Origin of the sequence: Geobacillus sp. CX412, assembly GCF_027942335.1 — a bacterium.
GTDB classification, from domain to species: Bacteria; Bacillota; Bacilli; order Bacillales; family Anoxybacillaceae; genus Parageobacillus_B; species Parageobacillus_B toebii.
The window spans coordinates 1,907,769-1,927,329 of sequence record NZ_CP103461.1; the positions used below are offsets into that span (position 1 = coordinate 1,907,769).

The 19,561-nt window shown below is 43.6% G+C and carries 16 protein-coding genes; 8 read left to right on the forward strand and 8 right to left on the reverse strand.

The genetic code is table 11. The features are described from left to right. Nucleotides 1-9: 9 nt before the first annotated feature. Nucleotides 10-1,356 (reverse strand): 4-aminobutyrate--2-oxoglutarate transaminase, encoded by a 1,347-nt coding sequence (gene gabT, locus NXM86_RS10130; protein WP_081189560.1) that lies wholly within the window; start codon nucleotides 1,354-1,356, stop codon nucleotides 10-12. A gap of 143 nt (nucleotides 1,357-1,499) precedes the next feature. On the opposite strand from gabT, the gene NXM86_RS10135 reads away from it, so the two are divergent. The 7 genes from NXM86_RS10135 to NXM86_RS10165 all read left to right on the forward strand — a co-directional run bounded on the left by NXM86_RS10135 (nucleotide 1,500) and on the right by NXM86_RS10165 (nucleotide 8,776). Continuing rightward, on the forward strand, nucleotides 1,500-2,894 hold the full coding sequence (locus NXM86_RS10135; protein ID WP_498957956.1) for a sigma-54 interaction domain-containing protein: 1,395 nt from the start codon (nucleotides 1,500-1,502) through the stop codon (nucleotides 2,892-2,894). 120 nt (nucleotides 2,895-3,014) lie between these two features. After that, entirely contained in the window at nucleotides 3,015-3,989 is a 975-nt protein-coding gene (speB, locus tag NXM86_RS10140; RefSeq protein ID WP_042411808.1) for an agmatinase, read from the forward strand. Between the two features lie 27 nt (nucleotides 3,990-4,016). Further along, nucleotides 4,017-5,468: an aldehyde dehydrogenase family protein gene (locus NXM86_RS10145; RefSeq protein WP_498957958.1), complete on the forward strand. Its 1,452-nt coding sequence runs from the start codon at nucleotides 4,017-4,019 to the stop codon at nucleotides 5,466-5,468. A gap of 85 nt (nucleotides 5,469-5,553) precedes the next feature. Further along, complete coding sequence (locus NXM86_RS10150) at nucleotides 5,554-6,930, forward strand: purine-cytosine permease family protein (protein WP_081189563.1); 1,377 nt, start codon at nucleotides 5,554-5,556, stop codon at nucleotides 6,928-6,930. A 3-nt stretch (nucleotides 6,931-6,933) separates the two neighbouring features. After that, nucleotides 6,934-7,752: a carbon-nitrogen hydrolase family protein gene (locus NXM86_RS10155; protein ID WP_081189564.1), complete on the forward strand. Its 819-nt coding sequence runs from the start codon at nucleotides 6,934-6,936 to the stop codon at nucleotides 7,750-7,752. After that, nucleotides 7,749-8,402: a cyclase family protein gene (locus tag NXM86_RS10160; RefSeq protein WP_081189565.1), complete on the forward strand. Its 654-nt coding sequence runs from the start codon at nucleotides 7,749-7,751 to the stop codon at nucleotides 8,400-8,402. The genes NXM86_RS10155 and NXM86_RS10160 overlap by 4 nt, the downstream gene beginning before the upstream one ends. A gap of 89 nt (nucleotides 8,403-8,491) precedes the next feature. Next, a complete protein-coding gene (locus NXM86_RS10165; protein WP_498957961.1) occupies nucleotides 8,492-8,776 on the forward strand; it encodes a GNAT family N-acetyltransferase in 285 nt (94 codons plus the stop codon). 69 nt (nucleotides 8,777-8,845) lie between these two features. On the opposite strand, the gene NXM86_RS10170 is transcribed toward NXM86_RS10165, so the two are convergent. From NXM86_RS10170 to NXM86_RS10180, 3 genes are read right to left on the reverse strand one after another with little or no spacing between them, the layout of a single operon-like run. Next, nucleotides 8,846-10,195, reverse strand: a complete 1,350-nt coding sequence (locus NXM86_RS10170; RefSeq protein ID WP_081189566.1) for a GntP family permease — start codon at nucleotides 10,193-10,195, stop codon at nucleotides 8,846-8,848. A 59-nt stretch (nucleotides 10,196-10,254) separates the two neighbouring features. Continuing rightward, the gene (gntK, locus tag NXM86_RS10175; RefSeq protein WP_081189567.1) at nucleotides 10,255-11,799 is read right to left on the reverse strand and encodes a gluconokinase; all 1,545 of its coding nucleotides are present in this window, start codon (nucleotides 11,797-11,799) and stop codon (nucleotides 10,255-10,257) included. A 21-nt stretch (nucleotides 11,800-11,820) separates the two neighbouring features. Further along, nucleotides 11,821-12,834, reverse strand: coding sequence for a LacI family DNA-binding transcriptional regulator (locus NXM86_RS10180; protein WP_062754277.1), 1,014 nt, complete (start codon nucleotides 12,832-12,834; stop codon nucleotides 11,821-11,823). A gap of 220 nt (nucleotides 12,835-13,054) precedes the next feature. On the opposite strand from NXM86_RS10180, the gene NXM86_RS10185 reads away from it, so the two are divergent. Next, complete coding sequence (locus NXM86_RS10185) at nucleotides 13,055-14,701, forward strand: alkaline phosphatase (protein ID WP_498957963.1); 1,647 nt, start codon at nucleotides 13,055-13,057, stop codon at nucleotides 14,699-14,701. 42 nt (nucleotides 14,702-14,743) lie between these two features. Here the strand turns inward: NXM86_RS10185 and NXM86_RS10190 are convergent, their stop codons facing one another. The 4 genes from NXM86_RS10190 to NXM86_RS10205 form a co-directional block, all read right to left on the reverse strand. Then, nucleotides 14,744-15,667, reverse strand: coding sequence for an AEC family transporter (locus NXM86_RS10190; protein WP_498957965.1), 924 nt, complete (start codon nucleotides 15,665-15,667; stop codon nucleotides 14,744-14,746). Nucleotides 15,668-15,678: 11 nt separating this feature from the next. Next, on the reverse strand, nucleotides 15,679-16,377 hold the full coding sequence (locus NXM86_RS10195) for a response regulator (protein ID WP_498959027.1): 699 nt from the start codon (nucleotides 16,375-16,377) through the stop codon (nucleotides 15,679-15,681). Next, nucleotides 16,337-17,965, reverse strand: coding sequence for an ATP-binding protein (locus tag NXM86_RS10200; RefSeq protein WP_498957966.1), 1,629 nt, complete (start codon nucleotides 17,963-17,965; stop codon nucleotides 16,337-16,339). The genes NXM86_RS10195 and NXM86_RS10200 overlap by 41 nt, the downstream gene beginning before the upstream one ends. Before the next feature lie 66 nt (nucleotides 17,966-18,031). Then, nucleotides 18,032-19,558 (reverse strand): tripartite tricarboxylate transporter permease, encoded by a 1,527-nt coding sequence (locus tag NXM86_RS10205; protein WP_498957967.1) that lies wholly within the window; start codon nucleotides 19,556-19,558, stop codon nucleotides 18,032-18,034. Nucleotides 19,559-19,561: the final 3 nt, after the last annotated feature.

Below are 19,561 nucleotides of genomic sequence, written 5' to 3' on the forward strand. Positions count from 1 at the left end.
TTTATTCTTTCATGCCAATTCACTAATAACTTCCTCAATCACATCTAATGCTTCCGCTAACTGCTCATCGGTAATAATAAGCGGTGTTAGTAGCCGGATGACGTTGCTGTATATACCAGCGCTCATGACAATCACACCGCGTTGATGGCATTCTTTTAAAATAGCTGCTGTTAATTCTTTGTTCGGCTCTTTTGTTTTGGAATCCTTCACAAATTCAACTGCCACCATCGCTCCAAGTCCTCGTACATCACCAACTGTTTCGTATTTCTCCTGGAGCTGTCTAAACCGGTTTATTACCGTTTGCCCGATAACATTGGCACGCTCGACTAACTGTTCTTGTTGCAGCATATTAATCACTTCTAATGCCGCTACACAGCCAAGAGGACTGCCTCCATATGTCCCACCGATTTCTCCTGGATTTGGTGCATCCATTACTTCTGCTCTTCCAGTAACCGCACTTATTGGTACACCTGCTCCAATCGATTTCGACATGGTTATTAAATCTGGTACAACATCAAAATGTTCAATGGCAAACATCTTTCCGGTTCGTCCAAATCCTGTTTGAATTTCATCTGCTATAAATAGGATACCATATTTTTCACAAATTTGTTTTACTCCTTGCACAAACATTTTTGACGGAACAATAAAACCGCCTTCACCTTGTACTGGCTCCATAATAATCGCTGCTACTTCTTCTGCTGGAACTTCAGATACAAAAAAGTCCTCCAAACGTCTCAAAATCTCTGCATCTAATTCCTCATTTGTCATGCCAGATGGCTTTCGGTAATAATATGGATACGGCATTTTGTACGTATCTGGCGCAAACGGACCGAATCCAAATTTATATGGTTTTACTTTGCTTGTCAGCGACATCGCAAGAAGTGTACGCCCGTGGAACCCTCTTTCAAAGGAGATAATGGCTTTTCTGCCTGTATATTTCCGTGCAATTTTTACAGCGTTTTCCACCGCTTCAGCTCCGCTATTTAAGAAAAATGTTTTCTTATGATGGGTGCCTGGGGTAATTTCATTGAGTTTTTCTGCTAATTGAATATATGGCTCATACATCATCACATGAAAGCAAGGATGAATATACTGATCAACCTGTTTTTTTATCGCTTCTACGACTTTTGGCGGGCAATGACCGACATTGAGGCTTCCAATCGCACCGGCAAGATCTATAAACGTGTTTCCGTCCACATCCGTTAAGAGCGCCCCTTCCCCTTTGACTGCAAACGTAGGGACTGTATTAAACGGTCCACGAGGAACGTTCTGTTCTTTTTTTCTTAGTAATTCTGCTGCTTTTTGTCCCGGGATCGTTGTTTTTAACTGTATAAATTTTTTTGCTTCCGTCTTCATCTGCTTCTCCCTCCATTGTTTTGTATTCACTTTCTTATAGATGCAAAAAACATGCCAAAAACTTCATGACAAATAAAAAGGGATTTTCTGCTTCTTTGAATAATTAGTAATGTAAGTTCTGATAGACAGCTAGGAGGGAGATCATGCAAAGTGCAACGGGTGTTTTGGAATTAGAGTTATGTGCCATATTAAAATCTTCTAACGATAATATTGTCATCACAGACGGAAACGGCATTGTTCTCCGTGCGAGCCCCAACTGTCTTTCCATTTACGGAAAAGAAGTTTCCTATCTTATTGGAAAGTCCGTATATGAATTAGAGAAAGAAAATATATTTTCTCCTTCTGTTACGGCCAGAGTACTGAAAGAGAAAAAAGAAGTTCAAGTCATGCAGCGAACTGCGACAGGCCGTGTCGTAATGGCAACAGGCGTGCCTGTATTTGATAAACAAAACAACATTATTCGCGTGATTAGTTTTTCACATGATCTAACAGAGTTAGAACGTCTAAAAGAAGACTATGAAAAACTAAGAATGCAGATGGAACATTATCAAATCGAAATGGATGAATTAAAACATGAAAATATCGTCATTCAAAGCAAAGTCATGCAGCGTATTTGGAAGCTAGTGCATCGTGTTGCCAAATCAGATGCAACGGTTCTTTTTCTTGGCGAGTCCGGAGTTGGGAAAAATGTATTTGCTCGTGCCCTCCATCAAAATAGTCCGAGACGAAACCAACCATTTATCGAAGTAAACTGCAGCGCTATTCCCGAATCACTATTTGAATCAGAAATGTTTGGATATGAAAAAGGGTCGTTTACTGGCGCACAAAAAACAGGGAAGCCTGGACTGATCGAATTAGCAGATAAAGGGACTCTTTTTCTTGATGAAATTGGCGAACTCCCACTTTCCATGCAAGCGAAGCTACTAAAAGTTTTACAAGAGAAAAAAGTAACACGCGTTGGGGGAATTAAAGAAAGAACGATTGATTTTCGTCTGATTGCCTCGACAAATCAGAACTTAGAGGAAATGGTGAAGCAGGGGAAATTTCGCCAAGATTTATTTTATCGTTTGCATGTTATTCCTATTTACGTACCTGCCTTACGTGAGAGAAAAGAAGACATTTTCATGTTAACACAATACTTTTTAGAAAAATTCAACAAGAAATATCAAACAGATAAATATTTTCACCCATCCATTGTTGATCATCTCATTCATTACGATTGGCCAGGTAATGTACGAGAATTAGAAAATATGATCGAAAGATTGGTCATTACCTCCGAAACAAAAGCCATTTATCCTGAATATCTCCCTTTTTCTATCCAAAAATATCCCGAATCTACACGATCTAATCAATGGTTAGAAAAAGAGAAAGAACCTACTACATTAAAAGAAGCAATAGAACAGATAGAACGACAATGGCTCCTGCGCGCAGCAAAACAATGTAAAACGACTTATGAAATGGCAGATTATCTTGGAATTAGTCAACCAACCGTGGTGAGAAAACTGAAAAAGTACGGCATCAATTCAAAAATGGATTAAAATCCATTTTTGAATCAATTTATCGTATTTCTTTGCAAAAAAACTGTATTCTTTTTTGGCACGCTTTTTGCATCTTAATTAAAAAGCAGAATAATTTTCATTTTTAAAGGAGGTTTTTGCATGTATAAGCCAAAAGATTCATCCCAATCTCCCCGCTTTTGTGGAGTTCGAACATTTATGCGTTTAGAAAATATCAAAACAACAGACAATGTTGATTTTGTTGTACTGGGTGTGCCATTTGATACCGCTGCTTCTAACCGGACTGGGCAACGATATGGCCCGCAGCACATCCGAAATTTTTCCGTATTGCTTCGACCTTACAATCCAGATATGGATATTAATATCTTTGAATATTGTTCTGGAGTAGATTATGGAGATATTGATGTCATTCCAGGAAACGCGCTGCGAACATACGATAATATCGTAAAAGAGCTGCTGCCACTCTTAGAGAAAAATATCGTTCCGATTATTATGGGCGGTGACCATTCCATTACATTAGGAAACTTACGGGCATTTTATAAGCACTATGGGCCTGTGGCACTTGTTCATTTCGACTCTCACGGAGATACTTGGGATCATTATTATGGTGAAAAATATATGCATGGTACGCCATTCCGCCGTGCTGTCGAGGAAGGATTGCTAGATGTTGATCATTCCATCCAAATTGGCATGCGCGGACCGCTTTACAGCGCGGATGATATAGAGGATGCGCGACGGCTTGGTTTTGAAGTGATTACCATGAAGGAAGTTCGACAAATTGGATTTTCTGAAGTAATGAAACGCATTCACAAACGTGTCGGTGACAAACCTGTTTTCGTTTCCTATGATATCGACTTTGTTGATCCTGCGTTTGCTCCCGGCACTGGCACACCGGAAGTAGGAGGACCAACTAGCTATGAAGCACTAGAATATGTAAGAGGACTCGATGGGCTAAATATTGTCGGATTTGACCTAGTGGAAGTATTGCCTGCTTATGATAGCGGAGAAATTACAGCTGTGTTAGCATCTGCAATTATATATGAAATGATCACGCTGGTTGCTTTAAAGAAAAGACGATCACTGCAAAAAAACTTGTCTGCAACAACAACACAATAAGAGCATCTCACTAAAAGGAGAGTTTTTATGTCCAATTACCATGTGTACATAAACGGTGCATGGCATATAGGAAACGGAGAAAAAAGAACGATCATCAATCCTTCTAATGAACAAGCGATAACAGAAATTAATGAAGCGTCCTTGCAACAAACATTGGAAGCGATCGAAGTCGCCCGTCATGCTTTTCAATACACAAATTGGCCGTCGAATCCAAGTTATCGAATTTCCGTTCTTCGTCAATTAGCAGATCTACTAGAGAAAAACAAAGAAAAATTCGCTTATATTGAGACGATCAATACGGGAAAGCCAATTCGCGAGTCACGTCTCGATGTGAGCGATTCTGTACAATGCCTTCGTTATTATGCCGACTTTCTTGAACAACGAACCATTACAGAAAAGAAAATGGCTGATGGAACAATAAGTAAAATCATCGAAGAACCTATTGGAGTTTGCGCGCTGATTGTTCCTTGGAATTTTCCGCTTTTATTGGGGATATGGAAAATTGCACCTGCGCTTGCTGCAGGAAATACCATGGTTTTTAAACCTTCAGAATTAACTCCATTATCTTTAATAGAACTAACAAAACTTATCGATTCCGCCGGTCTTCCACCAGGGGTGTTTAATCTTGTTCCTGGAGGCGGCTCTCCTGTTGGAGAAACATTGGTGACACATCCTCATGTGGAAAAAATATCATTTACCGGCGGAACAAAAACAGGACGATGGATTTACGAACAATGCGCTGGTAGCTTGAAACGGGTTTCCCTGGAACTCGGCGGAAAATCTCCGCTTCTAGTTTTCGAAGATGCTGATCTTGATAACACAGTAGAGTGGACAATGTTTGCTTCTTTTCTGAACCAAGGGGAAGTGTGTGTCGCCGCTTCACGAATTCTTATCCACGAAAGTCTTTATGATTCATTTATAGATAAACTGATAAAAAGACTAGATTCCCTTCGCATCGGGGATCCTTTAGATGAAAAAACGGAGATGGGGCCATTAATTAGTGCCTTCCATTTGGTGAAAGTCGAAGACTACATCCAAATGGGGATACAGGAAGGATCTGTCTTGCTCCGGGGCGGAGAACGCATCAAAGAACAAGGATATTACCTCTCCCCCGCCGTTTTCGTAAATGTTCACCAAGACATGCGCATCGTGCAAGAAGAAATCTTTGGTCCTGTCATTACCGTACAACGCTTCAAAAGTGATAAAGAAGCGATCGAATTGGCAAATGATACAGTATATGGGCTGGCAGCTGGCATCTTTAGCCGCGATCTCGAACGGGCAGAACAAATCGCTGGAAAGCTTAGAGCAGGAACGATTTGGATTAACAGTTATCATACTCCTTATGTCGATGCGCCGTGGGGCGGCTTTAAACAAAGCGGAATCGGCAGGGAGCTTGGTCCACAAGGATTCACCGCTTTTACGGAAACAAAACATGTGAATATAAGCCAAAATGGAAAACCACTCGGCTGGTATCAATAGCTTTTCGATTTCGTCCTTGCGACGAAATCGATGTATATGCTAATTATTCTGAATATTATAAATTTTATGTAAGGAGGAGTTGTTGATGGAGAAATGGACAGAACGTTTTGGACATGATGATATTCGGCCAACACCGATGAACGAACGGAGTATGAATTTTTTTAGTACCTTTACTCTTTGGATTGCTGCGAACGTCGTCATTACTACCGTGATGACAGGCATGATGTTTGTTCCCGATATTTCCTTTTCCAGTGCGATGCTTGCGATTATTGTCGGCTCCGCGATCGGCGCCGTTCCGCTCGCTCTTACCGGAAACATCGGCATTCGGACCGGGCTCCCAACCATGGTTATCACCAGAGCCTCCTTCGGACACAAAGGAGCAATTCTTCCAGCCATTGTCAATACCATTATTTTAATTGGCTGGAGCTGGATTCAAGCGTATATGGCTGGCCTTAGTCTTAATTATGCAATTCATTACGCTACGGGATACAGCAATATTAATTTATTTGTGATTTTAACCGAACTGCTTGTCGTCATTATTACGATTTTCGGCCACCGCGGGGTGGAACGGATCGAAAAATATATATCGATCGCCATGTTGCTTTTATCCTTTCTCGTTTTTTACAAAATTTTTACGACATATGATATCTCAACACTATTAGAAATAAAAGCAAGCGAACATCCAGCGGTCACCACGATTATCGCTTTTGATATCGTGGTTGCGACAGCATTTTCGTGGATGTCAACCGTTTGTGATTTTAACCGAAACTGCCAGTCGGAAAAGAGCGGATTTTGGGGAACCTACTTTGGCTATCTTGTTGCTTCGATTGTAGCGATGGGGCTCGGTGCTGTTGTAAGCGGATTCAGCATTGCTTCTAACATGGAACGAACATACGACCCTGCCATTCTCCTTGCCGCTTACGGATTTGGGTTGATCGCATCTATTGTCGTCTTCTTTTCTGTACTATCTACCAATGTCATGGCATTATATAGTGCGACGATGTCCTTTATGAACGTATTCCCGCGCGCGGGATTTTGGAAGCCGACATTGATCATGGGAATCATTTGTACTCTCGGCGCCTTGTTAAAAGAAACTCTCATGTCCCATTTCTTTAATTTTATTCTGCTCATTGCCACACTGTTCATTCCGGTATTCGCCATTGTGCTCGTCGATTACTTTTTAATCAAAAGAGGAACATATGATGCGGAAGATATTCTTTTTGATACAAAAGGACAGTATCGGTATCAAAAAGGAGTCAATGTGGCCGCATATGTGACGTATATCATCGGAGCCGTTTTCGCCTATTACTTTACGTATGTTCATCCGCTTACAATCGGCTCGACCATGTTAACGTTTCTCTTATCAGGAGCAGGCTATTGGGGATTGATGAAAGTCACCAAACAAACATCGAGCCCAGCGCATACCGTGGAACTCCAATCTCCAACTAGCATGGAGGGATAATTTATGGCAACATCGTATGAAATAGCCTTGGCGCAAATGACGCCGGTAAATGGCAATATTTCTGGCAACCTTGCAAAAATGGAAGCCATCGCAAACGAATGCAAACAAAAATTTCCCAATGTTCGCCTTCTCCTGTTTCCGGAACTTTGTACCACTGGTTACGTGTTGTCGGAAACGCTGAAAGGTGTTGCCCAAGCATGGGATGGCTTTATATTTCAGCGAATGAGCCAGCTTGCGCAAAAACTTCAATTATATATTGCTTACGGATACGTTGAAAAAGATGACGGGGCAAATCTCTATAACTCTCTCATACTGATTCATCCAAGCGGACAATGTGTAGGGAATTATCGAAAAATCCATTTAACCCCGTTAGAAAAAGCGTGGTTTACTCCCGGATCCAAACCAGTACTAGTGAATACAGAGCTCGGCCGCATCGGTTTAATGATTTGTTGGGACTTGGCTTTTCCAGAACTAGCAAGGCATCTGGCGGTCCATGAAGCCGAGCTTCTTCTCGTTCCGTGTGCTTGGGAATCCCCGTTTCACGAGCCTTTTCAAAAATTTGCGATGGCACGCGCGCTCGATAATACTGTCTATGTCGCCGCATGTAATCAAGTAGGATGGTCTTTCTCTTTCCGTTTCTTTGGTTTATCCTCTATTTATGGACCAGATGGAAGCGAAATCGCCATTGCCAACATGGATGATCAAGAAGAAATCATACGAGCAACGATAGATGAGAACTGGCGTCAGGAATTAAAGCAAACCTTTTACACGATGATGAATGAGCGGCGAACAGATGTTTATCAAGGAGCGGAATGGACATGAACATCAAAAAAATCGTGGATCTATCGATGCCAATTACTTCACAAATCCCGGTTTACCCGGGGGATCCCAGACCGCATATCGAACCGGCGGCAACATTCGCCGAAAACGGCTATCATGTCAGTCGGCTTGTTCTCGGTTCGCATAGCGGCACACATGTGGACGCTCCTTTTCATTTTCGGGAAGATGGCGCGCGAATAGCGGAAATTCCGTTAACGTATTTCCTCGGCAAAGGAATTGTCATTGATGTGACAGGAAAAAACGATGGCGAGGCGATTACATTAAGCGATGTCAAACATTATTTGCCGCAACTGGAACCTGGAATGATTGTTTTATTTCATACCGGCTGGTCCCAATACGCAAAAACGGAGCGCTATTTTCGCCATCCTTACATTGCCGTCGACGTCATCCAGGCAATGTTGGGAAGAGGAATCCGCACGTTTTTCATCGATGCGTTAAATATCGATCCGCCTGATGGCTCTTCCTTCCCTGCGCATGAAGCGATTACTGCTGTGAATGGAGTGATCGGGGAAAATTTTACGAACTTTGATAAAATCGACTTTGCCGATCCGTACATTATTGCGCTTCCCCTTTATTTGCCGGAAAGTGATGGTTCTCCAGTAAGAGCGGTCGCCATAGAGTTTGAAGATTAGGATATACATCAATCAGACATGAAAGGTAGATTAATATAAACATTATCCTACTCACCTTGCTGACCGTTCGACAGTGCAGAAGTTTTTTATTGCCCATTGGGGAAGCCCGCAAATGGTTGTTTCAACGGGAGTGTATGATTGCGGCGAACTGGACGGTTTTGCCTCTCTCCAAGACAACGGGGAAATATAATCACCTTTGTCACCGTGATGAGGAATGCGAAATCGTTTCGCTAGATAGCGTGATCGAAAAACAAGGAGTCGGCAGTGCTCTTTTGAAACAAACGGAAACATTCGCCGCGCAGCATGGATGTGTCACAATCCGCTTAATCACGACGAACGATAATTTGCACGCATTGCGCTTTTATCAAAAATGAGGTTACCAGATTGATGAACCTCTCCCACCTACACTCTGTTAAGAGGTGGGAGACTTCTCGGTAAATATGTTAAACAATTACATTTAACAATAGGATGAAGATAAATGCCACTACAGAAATAATCGTTTCCATCACGGTCCATGTCATCAACGTTTCTTTGACAGTCATTCCGAAATACTCTTTAATCATCCAGAAGCCAGAGTCATTGACATGTGATAGAATGAGAGATCCAGCTCCCGTCGCTAATACGAGCAATTCTGTGTTCGTACCAGGCATGCTGGCGGCAATTGGGGCGACAATGCCGGCTGCAGTCATCATCGATACCGTCGCAGAACCTGTCGCGATCCGGATAAGCGCGGCAATCCCCCATCCTAATAGGAGCGGAGACAAATGGGAATGCTTCGCTAAATCGGCAATTTGCTCGCCAATGCCTGAGTCAAGGAGCACTTTATTGAACGCTCCGCCAGCGCCGATAACTAGTAAAATATTCGCAACTGGACCAAGGCAGTCGTTCGCAAATTTTAACACTTTATCGCGATTAAAGCCGCGCACGTAGCCAAGGCTGAAGAATGAATAAATCGTTGCGATTAACAATGCAACAATCGGATCTCCGATAAATCGCAGCACTTTAGACGCATCAGACGTTTGATCCAACGTTACATTGGCAATGGAAGCGATTAACATCAAAATAACAGGAAGTAAAATGGTGAATAATGTGTTTCCGAAGCCAGGCAAATCTTTCGTTTCTTTATGCTGTACAAGCTGTTCGGCAATTTCTGCCGGCACTTTTTTATGCATGCGCGACCCAATCCATTTTCCAAAGAGCGGGCCGGCGATAATCGCTGTCGGCAGCCCGACAATAATCGAGTAAAGAATCGTCATTCCAACATCTGCTTTAAATATACCGACTGCGGCCATCGCAGCTGGATGAGGCGGCACAAGCCCATGCACAACCGACAATCCGGCAACAAGCGGAATTCCAATCGTCACGAGCGAAATCCCCGTCTCCATTGCAATCGTAAATACAAGCGGAATTAACAGTACGAACCCTACTTGGAAAAATACCGGGATACCTACTAAAAACGCGACGACCATCATTGCCCAATGGACGCGTTTTTTCCCAAAACGATCAATCAACGTTTTCGCGATTCGTTCCGCACCTCCGGACTCTGCCATCATTTTTCCAAGCATTGTCCCAAGCGCCAAAACAATCGCTAAAAAGCCAAGCGTATTTCCAAGACCGGTTTTAATCGAATCAATAATTCCCGGCGTTTCTGGTGATGGCGCGATCAGCGGCATGCCCATCGCAAGCCCGACACCAACGGACGTTAAAATTAAGGCGACAAACGGATGCATTTTCGCAACCGTAATCAATAACAGCAATACAACAATGGCTGCAATGACAATAGCAATTCCCATGTTTGTTCCCCCTCTGTTGTTCTTGATGTGAACTAAACCGATTTAGTAATGATGCATAACTATGAATTCTTCCGTTGAAACGATGCAATAACATCAAATTCATCTTTTAATCGATCGTATAACCGCATATACATATCAAACAGTTCTGAATAAATAAGGGTATTTTCTTGATTTGGCACATGGCGTGATGTAATTTGAATCCAAGTTTTCACCGTATCTAGTGATGGAATGTCGCCAAGCGCATACAGGGCAAGCGCTGCGGCTCCTAATGCGGAAGCTTCGTGCGTTTCTGGGACAAGCAGCACTTTCCCCATCATATCCGCAAGCATTTGCCGCCAAAACGGTGATTTCGCAAAACCGCCCGATACGCGGATTTCCGACAGCGGTCCTGTAACATCACGAATCGCCAAGGCAACAGAAAAGACGCTCATGCACACACCTTCCATCACCGCGCGAATAAAATGTTCCCGCTTGTGATGAAGACTGATGCCGAAAAATGTCCCTCTTGCGTTCGCATTCCAGTACGGCGCCCGTTCACCGGATAAAAACGGCAGAAACAAAAGCCCTTCCGAACCTGCCGGAACCCGTTCCGCATATTTTGTAAGCAAATCATACGGATCAATGCCGAGCTTTTTCGCCACTTCACGTTCCTGGCCGCCAAATTCATCACGGAGCCATCTTAGCAAAATGCCGCCGTTATTCGTCGGCCCACCGACGACCCAATGGTTTGGTGTCAGCGCGTAACAAAACGTTCTCCCTTTTTCATCTGTTTTCTGAACAGAAGAAATCGTACGCACCGCACCGCTCGTTCCGATCGTAATCGCCGCTTCCCCTGGTAAAATCGCCCCGACACCAACGTTGGCCAGCACCCCGTCACTAGCCCCGACAACGACAGGTACGTCCGGATCCAAGCCCATTTGTTGCGCCCATTCTTTTTTCATTCCTCGCAATATGTGTGTCGTTGGCACTAAGCTTGACAACTGCGCTCTTGTGATACCGAGAAACTCGAGAACATCCGCATCCCAGTCAAGCGTATCTAAACGGAACAGCCCCGTTGCTGAAGCGATCGAATAGTCGACAACGTATTGACCGTATAATCGGTACAACACATATTCTTTCATGGACACAAATTTATGTGCTTGACGAAATAAATCCGGCTGTTCTTCTTTTAGCCAAAGCAATTTCGGAAGCGGGGACATCGGATGAATCGGCGTTCCTGTCCGCTTATAAATATCCAATCCATTCATTTCATTCAAAAGACGATCTGCCTGTTCAACACTGCGATTATCCGCCCAGATGATGCAGCGGGTAAGCGGGCGTCCTGAGGCATCAAGCGCCATTAAAGAATGCATCGCCGCGCTAAATCCGATCGCTTTCACCTGATTAGAAGCAATATTCAATTTCGACATGACAGCGTTTACAGTTTGGACAACAGCCGAGAAAATCTCCTCTGGATCTTGTTCCGCCCAGCCTGGATGGGGCTGTACAATCGGATAATCAATCGCATGGGAGGCAAGCACTCGTCCCTGTTCTCCAAACGCTACCGCTTTTGTGCTCGTCGTTCCGATATCGACGCCAATCACAATTGGTTGTCCTTCTTTCATGTTGATTCCCTCTCTTTCCTATTACGTTTTTTCTTTTACCGATCCTCGTTCGATAAACGTAGGCGGAAAGCGAAAAATTTGCGGTTGATGCTTTTTTTCTTTTGTGATTTGCAGAAACAAGCGCTCTGCCGCTTTTTTTCCCATCGCAAACGTCGGTTGTGCGATTGTCGTCAGCGTCGGTGTATAGACATGGGCAAACGGAACATCGTCAATGCTAATGATGGCCAGTTCATCAGGAACTTTAATATGATTATCTTTAATAAAATATAAAACTTCCATCAACGTTAAGTCATTAATCGCAAACAACGCTTCCGGAGGACGACCAGAAGCAAATAATTTCGCTAATCCATTCTGAATAGATGGGATTTTCATTGTGATAAAATAATCATCAACAACTGGAAGCCCTTTTTCCACTAACGCTTGCCGGAATCCTTCAATGCGCTCCACCCTTGGAATGACATGGGAAACAAGCGGAGGAGCAACGACTCCGATGCGTTGGTAGCCACGATCGGCAAAATATTCGACCGCTAATGCGGCAGCTTTTTTATTATCAAGCAAGATCGCATCCGCTTCAATCCCCGGAACCATCCGGTCCACAAACACGAGCGGAAATCGCTCTTTGACCATTTTTTGATATATATCGGTATTTTTTCCTGTTGGGAAAACGATCAAGCCATCGACTTGTTTCGCGAGCAACATCTCAATATATTTTTTCTCTTTTTCCGGATCGTCATCGGAATTGCAGACAATGACATGAAAGCCGCGCTCTTGACATGCTTCCTCAATGGCATGCAGCACCTGCGTCGTAAGCATGTGCAAAATATTGAAGACAATGACTCCGATTGTCATTGTTGTTTTCTGTTTTAAGCTGCGAGCAATAATATTCGGTTGATATCCTAGCTCTTCAATTGCTCGAGCAATTCGTTTTCTCGTTTCTTCGCTCATATATTCATAACGTTTATTTAAATATTGCGATACGGTGCTTTTCGAAACATTGGCTAACTTCGCAACGTCGGCCATCGTTACTTTCTTCAAGGGGATCCCTCTTTCATTACTAAATCGATTTAGTATTTAGAAACGTTTTCATAAACCGGTTTAGTAGAATTATAAAACAAATTGAAAACGTTTTACAACCATATTTTAAAAGAAAAAAATAAACATATTTAACGAAATATTTACATTATTTAAAAAATAAGTTAACAAATCAATTTTATGATCATAATAAGTACATAATTATTGTAAGGAGGAAGCAAAATTGAAAAATATTGGGCAGAAAATTATCAGTTTTGCGTTAATCGGATCCCTCACAGCTGGCTCTTTTGCTTTCGCTGCGCGCGAAGAAGCAAAACAAGAGAAAAAACAAAAACCGATTAAAAATGTCATTATGATGGTGATGGATGGGACAAGCGCCGGAGCTACGACATTAGCAAGATGGTACAAAGGAGAACCGCTCGCTTTAGACGAAATGGCAAGCGGCGCTGTCCGTACGTACTCAGCGGAATCGGCGATTACCGATTCAGCTCCGGCCGCAACAGCAATGGCTACCGGATTTAAATCAAATGATAAGTATATCGGGGTCCTCCCAAGTGTCGTCAATTCGCCTGGATTACAGCCGATTCCGAAAGAACAAGCGCTTAAGCCGGCAGCCAATGTACTCGAAGGAGCCGAACTAGTGGGAAAATCAACAGGGATTATCGCAACAGCCGCCATTCAACATGCGACGCCAGCTGGTTTCTCCGCACATGTTCCACACCGAAACTTGTTTCCAGACATCGCTGAACAACAAGTATATCAAAATATAGAAGTTGTCTTAGGTGGAGGAAAGGATGCATTGCTCCCTGGAAACAAAACAAACAACCGAAAAGACAACGAAAACATGCTAGAAGTTATTAAGAAAAAAGGATATGACATCGTAGAAACGCGCGAAGAACTGCTTCGTTCAAAATCGAACAAAATTTGGGGCGTGTTTGCGGATGACGCGCTTGCGCAAGATATGAACCGTCCATATATAAGACCTAATGAACCAACGCTAGCGGAAATGACGAAAAAAGCAATCGATACACTGTCAAAAGATAAAGATGGATTTTTCCTTTTTGTCGAAGGAAGCCAAGTCGACTGGGCCGCGCATGCGAACGATCCTGTCGGCATCATCAGCGAAGTGTTAGCGTTTGACAAAGCGGTCAAAGAAGCGCTTTCCTTTGCGAAAAAACGCAACGACACGCTTGTAATTGCTGTGACAGACCATGGCAACAGCGGTATTACAATCGGAAACCGCAACACCGATCAATCATATCCTGAAACCCCTGTTTCCGCATATATCGACCCGCTGAAAAAAGCGAAAATGACATTAGACGGAGCAATGAGCCAATTAAAGGCAGACAAATCAAACCTAGAAGAAGTTGCCCGTTTATACGGATTAGATTCATTAACAGCCGAAGAGAAGAAAAGATTAAGCGAATCGACGAATCTTCGCAAAACATTCTCAGAATTGCTCGCCGCGCGTGCTAATCTCGGATTTACAACAGGCGGACATACAGGGGAAGATGTATTTCTCTATGCTTACGGTCCGAATCGTCCAATTGGCACCTTTGAAAATACGGATTTAGCCCACATCATGGCAAAAGCGATGGGCTTTGACTTAAAAGATTTAAATAAACGGTTATTTGTCAACGCCGAAAAAGAATTCGAAGCAATAGGGGCAACCGTTACGATTGACCAAACGGACGCACAAAATCCTGCCCTCATCGTAAAGAAAGGAAATACGACGGCGAAACTCCCTGTAAACAAAAACATCATGACCGTTGGAAACAAAACGTATGAATTAGAAGGACTTGTCGTTTACAGCGCGGACCAGTTTTGGGTTCCAAAACATGCCATCAAGCTCTTTCAACAAATTCGATAGTATATCAAAAGGCGCGAAACAATCATTCGCGCCTTTTGATTTTTAGAATAAAATCTTGGAAAGATACACGATCATCGTCACCGTCACCGAACTAAGCAGCGTTGACACAAATACCGCTTGGGCGGCATAATCCGGATGGTGGCCGTATTCGAGCGCATAAAGCGCGGTGTTTCTCGAACAAGGATACGAACTTGCGATGAATAAAGCTTGAGCGGTCACTCCCTCAAGATGCAACGCAAAAATAATCACAGCGGCAACCGCCGGTGAAAGAAGCAGACGGCTGAAAACGCTAAGATACAACAACGGCGGCAGCTGTCTCAAATTAATATAAGCCACTTGCGCTCCCAGTGTCAGTAAAGCAATGGCCAAAAATGCATTGGCGACATTTTGAAGAGGATTCCAAATAAACGATGGAACCGGAATATGCAGCGACCGAAAAAGCAATCCAAGCAACAGTGCGTATATAATCGGGTTTTTCAAAAATTCTGCCGTCATTTTCCCCTTCTTTTGACTAGCAGATATAAAATTAAACACACCGTATGTATTCGTAAGGAAATTTTGGAAAATCGCCACGACAATTTGAATCGACAGCCCTAACGGCTGCTGGTGAAATACAAGCTGGCTTACTGGAATGCCGAAATTACCGGAATTATTAAGAACGATTGTATTTTGAAACGTCGCCGCTAAACTACGGTCCAGCTTCATTAATTTTGCCATGACTGTGCTAATGGCGATTAGCACTCCATTTTGCAGCAGTAAAAACGCGAGTACGCCCAACAGAACATCGCCGTTCATGTTGCTTTCATAAATATTTGTAAACCCAACAGCCGGTAGTAGCACATAGACATTTAATTTGGACAAGGTATTCATGTCAAAATGGAAAATGCGATGCAAAAGCGCCCCAAGGCCGACAAGAAAAAATAATGGCAGTATCACATGGAGTAAAATAAGAAGAAAAATATCCACTTCCCCTCCTCCTATCGTTTTAGCTTATAAATTCGTTCCGGCCTTCCCACCGAGCCGTACGAAATATCGGCCGTCACTTGGGAAATCGAAACAAGATATTCTAAATAGCGCCGCGATGTCGTCCGGCTTGCGCCAATGAGTTTTCCTACTTCTTCCGCTGTAATGCCATCGTCATATCGCTTTACCACCGCTAGCACTTTCTCTAATGTCAGCGGATGAATCCCTTTCGGCAGTTGATTATCTGTACCGCTAACCGTCTGTTCACGCCGGATTAACTGATCGATATCCTCTTGTCCGATTAATTCTTTTTCTTTCATCAGTTCGTGCATTTTATGATAGTATTCTTTATATCTCACCAGCGTTTCGGTAAACCGGTCGAGCATAATGGGTTTGATAATGTAGTCAAACACCCCTCCATGCATCGCTTGCTTCAGGGTGTCAATTTCTCTTGCCGCAGTGATCATAATAATATCTATATTAGTAAAATGCACACGAATCCATTTTAAAAACGCAAGTCCATTCATATCCGGAAAATATATATCGAGCAAGACTAAATCCGGCTGCAACACTTCCACCAGTTCTTTTCCTTCCTGCTCGTTAGTGGCGATTCCGATCACTTCATAGCCTTCCACCTTTTCGACAAAACGGCGGTTAATCTCGGCAATACGTTTATCGTCTTCGACAATGAGCACTTGAATATTGCGAGCCATCATCAACCCTCCGTTGTTTTGGAATGATGATCGTAAAGACAGTTCCTTTTCCCTGTTCCGATTGATAAGTAATATGACCGCCAAGCACCGTCAGCGATTTTTTCACCAAATCCAGGCCATAGCCGCGATGGGCGGCCGCTTTCGTCGAAAAACCTCGTTCAAATATTTGATCGGCTATTTCCGCTTGAATTCCTGGTCCGTTATCTTCCACTTCAATGATCAAATCGTCGCCAAGATCAGTTAAAAATACGGTCACTCTCTTTTCTTCGCATCCGTTGTGCAATACCGCTTCCATTGCGTTATCCACAATATTGCCGATAATAGTCAAAAGGTGATCGCGATCCAAATGCTTTGGAATATCTTTAAAGCTGCTTTGCCGGTCAATTTCAAACTGAATCTTTAATTCATTTGCGCGGTTAAATTTGCCGATGAACAGCCCTCCAATAACAGGATCAGGGATTTCTTTCATCACAAAACGAACGATGTCCTGATGAAGATTGGTTTCTTTAGAAATAAGTTCTAACGCCTCTTCATATGATTCCAGCTGAATGAGTCCGGAAATGACATACAATTTGTTGGAAAACTCATGCGTTTGCGCCCGCAGCGCGTCAGCGTAGCTTTTTAATTGGGAAAGCTCCTTCGTCAAACGATATAGTTCCGACTTATTGCGAAATGTCGATACCGCCCCGATGACATTTCCTTTTTTATCGACAATCGGAATGCGATTGGCAATCACCGTTTCCCCTCCTAATATTGTCTCATCATCATATTCCGCTTTCCCCGTTCGAATCACTTCTAGCAATCTGGAATAAGGAATAATATGTAAAATATATTTTCCTAGCACGTCATACTCCTTTTTATATCCCAACAACTCCATCGCCGTTTTGTTGACCATCGTAATGATTCCTTCCCGATTCACCGCAATAATTCCCTCACGAATCGCTTCCAAAATTGCCTGTTTCTCCTGGTATAACATCCCAATTTCTTTTGGTTCTAATCCGTGAATCGATTTTTTCACCGTTTTTGCAATGGCAACTGCTCCAATAACCCCCAACAATAGCGCAAGGATAGAAAAGAAAAAAATTTTTGCATTATATGACCAAACGATGTCCTCAATATCTTCAAGCAAAAACCCTACCGATACAATGCCGATGACATTCCCTTTCTCATCGAAAATCGGCGCTTTTCCGCGTATCGCCGGACCGAGCGAACCGACCGCTTCCGAAATAATCGCTTTTCCTTCGAGCACTTCGTCATTATCTCCTCCCACCATCTTCTTTCCAATCCGGTCTGGAAGCGGATGTGCATAACGAATTCCTTGTCTATTTCCAACCACGACATACTCCGCGCCGGTTTTGCGGCGAATCATTTCTGCGAACGGCTGAATTTGTCGGTGCGGGTCCGGCTGCCTAAAAGCATCCCTGACTAGCGGCGTAGCAGCAACCGTTTCCGCTACGTTCAACGCGCGCATTCCGATCTGTTCTTTTAGCGTGGCGGCAAACATGTGCTGAAACAAAAAGGAAAGAAAAACGATGACAAATAAAAGCAAGGAACAAATAATGATAATGAGCCGCGTTTGTAGCTTCATGCTATCTCTCCTTAACGGAAAATAGAGAAAGACTATCCGCCGAAAGGCAATAGTCTTTCTCTTCTCTTACATATCTTCGCTGACAATAACCGATTTCCCTTTTAGTTTCATGACAAATGGCACGACGATCCATAAAAACGCAATGATAAGCAAAACAAGCGAGATTGGCTTTTCGAAAAATACCATAAAGTCTCCGTTTGAAGCCGTAAGCGCTCTTCGCATATTATTTTCAATCATCGGGCCAAGCACAAGCCCTAATACAAGCGGCGCCAGCGGAAAGTCATGTTCTGCCAGCAGATAGCCTAATACACCAAATGCGATTAATAAAAAGACATCAAACGTCGTCACTTGCACCGCGTAAACACCAAATACAGAAATCGCAATAATAAGCGGCAGCAAATATTTAGGCGGCGTTTCAATAATTTTCGCAAATATTTTGACGAGCGGCATGTTTAAAATCAGCAGCATCACATTGCCGATAAACATGCTGGCGATTAATCCCCATGCTACATCCGGGTGTTCATCAAAGAGCAGCGGACCGGGCTGGACGTTATACATAATTAACGCCCCCATTAAAATCGCGGTCGTTCCCGAACCGGGAATTCCAAGCGTCAACAGTGGAATCATTGCCCCTCCCGAGGCGGCATTATTCGCAGATTCCGGAGCCGCCACGCCAGCAATCGTTCCCTTTCCGAATTTTTCAGGCGTTTTGCTTATTTTCTTTTCCATGATATAGGAGAAAAACGAGGCGAGCGTCGCCCCCGCTCCCGGCAATACTCCGACGAAAAATCCGAGCAGCGAACCGCGCGCAATCGGACCCGCGCTTTCTTTCAGCTCCGCTTTCGATGGAAGGACACGGCCGATTTTTGCGATTTCTCCGTCATTTTTCTCCTTATGAAGAATCGCTTTGAATACTTCGCCTAAGGCAAACAAACCGACCGCAACTGTTAAAAATTCCAAGCCCCCATATAGAAAAGAAATGTTATACGTAAATCGCGCCACACCTGACACATTATCAAGACCGATGGTCGAAAGCAGCAAACCGAAAACGGTCATCATCCACGCTTTTGTCATCGAATTTCCTGCCAATCCACTGACAGCGGCCAATCCGAGAAGCATTAGTGAAAAATATTCCGCTGGCCCAAATTTCAATGCTACATTGGAAAGCGGCTCCGCCAACAACACGAGGGCAATTAAGGAAACAATGCCAGCGACAAACGAACCGATTGCCGCAATTGCTAACGCTGATCCCGCTCTCCCTTGCTTGGCCATTTGATAACCGTCCAATGTGGTGACGACAGAGGAAGACTCCCCAGGCGTATTCAACAAAATCGATGTCGTCGAACCGCCGTACATCGCCCCGTAATAGACACCGGCAAGCAAAATAATCGAACTGGTCGCCGCTTGAGCTGGGTCAAGCCCGGACGTCATCGAAGCCGTTACCGGGATTAACAGCGCTACCCCGCTCATCGGGCCAATCCCTGGTAGCACTCCTACCGCCGTCCCAATGAGCACGCCAAGAAAAGCGAAAAGCAGATTGTGCGGCTGCAGCGCGGTTTGAAAGCCATCGATTAAAAATGTCAGTGCACTCATACT

Excerpts from the sequence above, each read along its gene's own strand:
- gabT (WP_081189560.1), bottom strand. The coding sequence starts at position 1,356 with ATGAAGACGGAAGCAAAAAAATTTATACAGTTAAAAACAACGATCCCG.
- NXM86_RS10135 (WP_498957956.1), top strand. The coding sequence starts at position 1,500 with ATGCAAAGTGCAACGGGTGTTTTGGAATTAGAGTTATGTGCCATATTA.
- speB (WP_042411808.1), top strand. The coding sequence starts at position 3,015 with ATGTATAAGCCAAAAGATTCATCCCAATCTCCCCGCTTTTGTGGAGTT.
- NXM86_RS10145 (WP_498957958.1), top strand. The coding sequence starts at position 4,017 with ATGTCCAATTACCATGTGTACATAAACGGTGCATGGCATATAGGAAAC.
- NXM86_RS10150 (WP_081189563.1), top strand. The coding sequence starts at position 5,554 with ATGGAGAAATGGACAGAACGTTTTGGACATGATGATATTCGGCCAACA.
- NXM86_RS10155 (WP_081189564.1), top strand. The coding sequence starts at position 6,934 with ATGGCAACATCGTATGAAATAGCCTTGGCGCAAATGACGCCGGTAAAT.
- NXM86_RS10160 (WP_081189565.1), top strand. The coding sequence starts at position 7,749 with ATGAACATCAAAAAAATCGTGGATCTATCGATGCCAATTACTTCACAA.
- NXM86_RS10170 (WP_081189566.1), bottom strand. The coding sequence starts at position 10,195 with ATGGGAATTGCTATTGTCATTGCAGCCATTGTTGTATTGCTGTTATTG.
- gntK (WP_081189567.1), bottom strand. The coding sequence starts at position 11,799 with ATGAAAGAAGGACAACCAATTGTGATTGGCGTCGATATCGGAACGACG.
- NXM86_RS10195 (WP_498959027.1), bottom strand. The coding sequence starts at position 16,377 with ATGGCTCGCAATATTCAAGTGCTCATTGTCGAAGACGATAAACGTATT.
- NXM86_RS10200 (WP_498957966.1), bottom strand. The coding sequence starts at position 17,965 with ATGAAGCTACAAACGCGGCTCATTATCATTATTTGTTCCTTGCTTTTA.
- NXM86_RS10205 (WP_498957967.1), bottom strand. The coding sequence starts at position 19,558 with ATGAGTGCACTGACATTTTTAATCGATGGCTTTCAAACCGCGCTGCAG.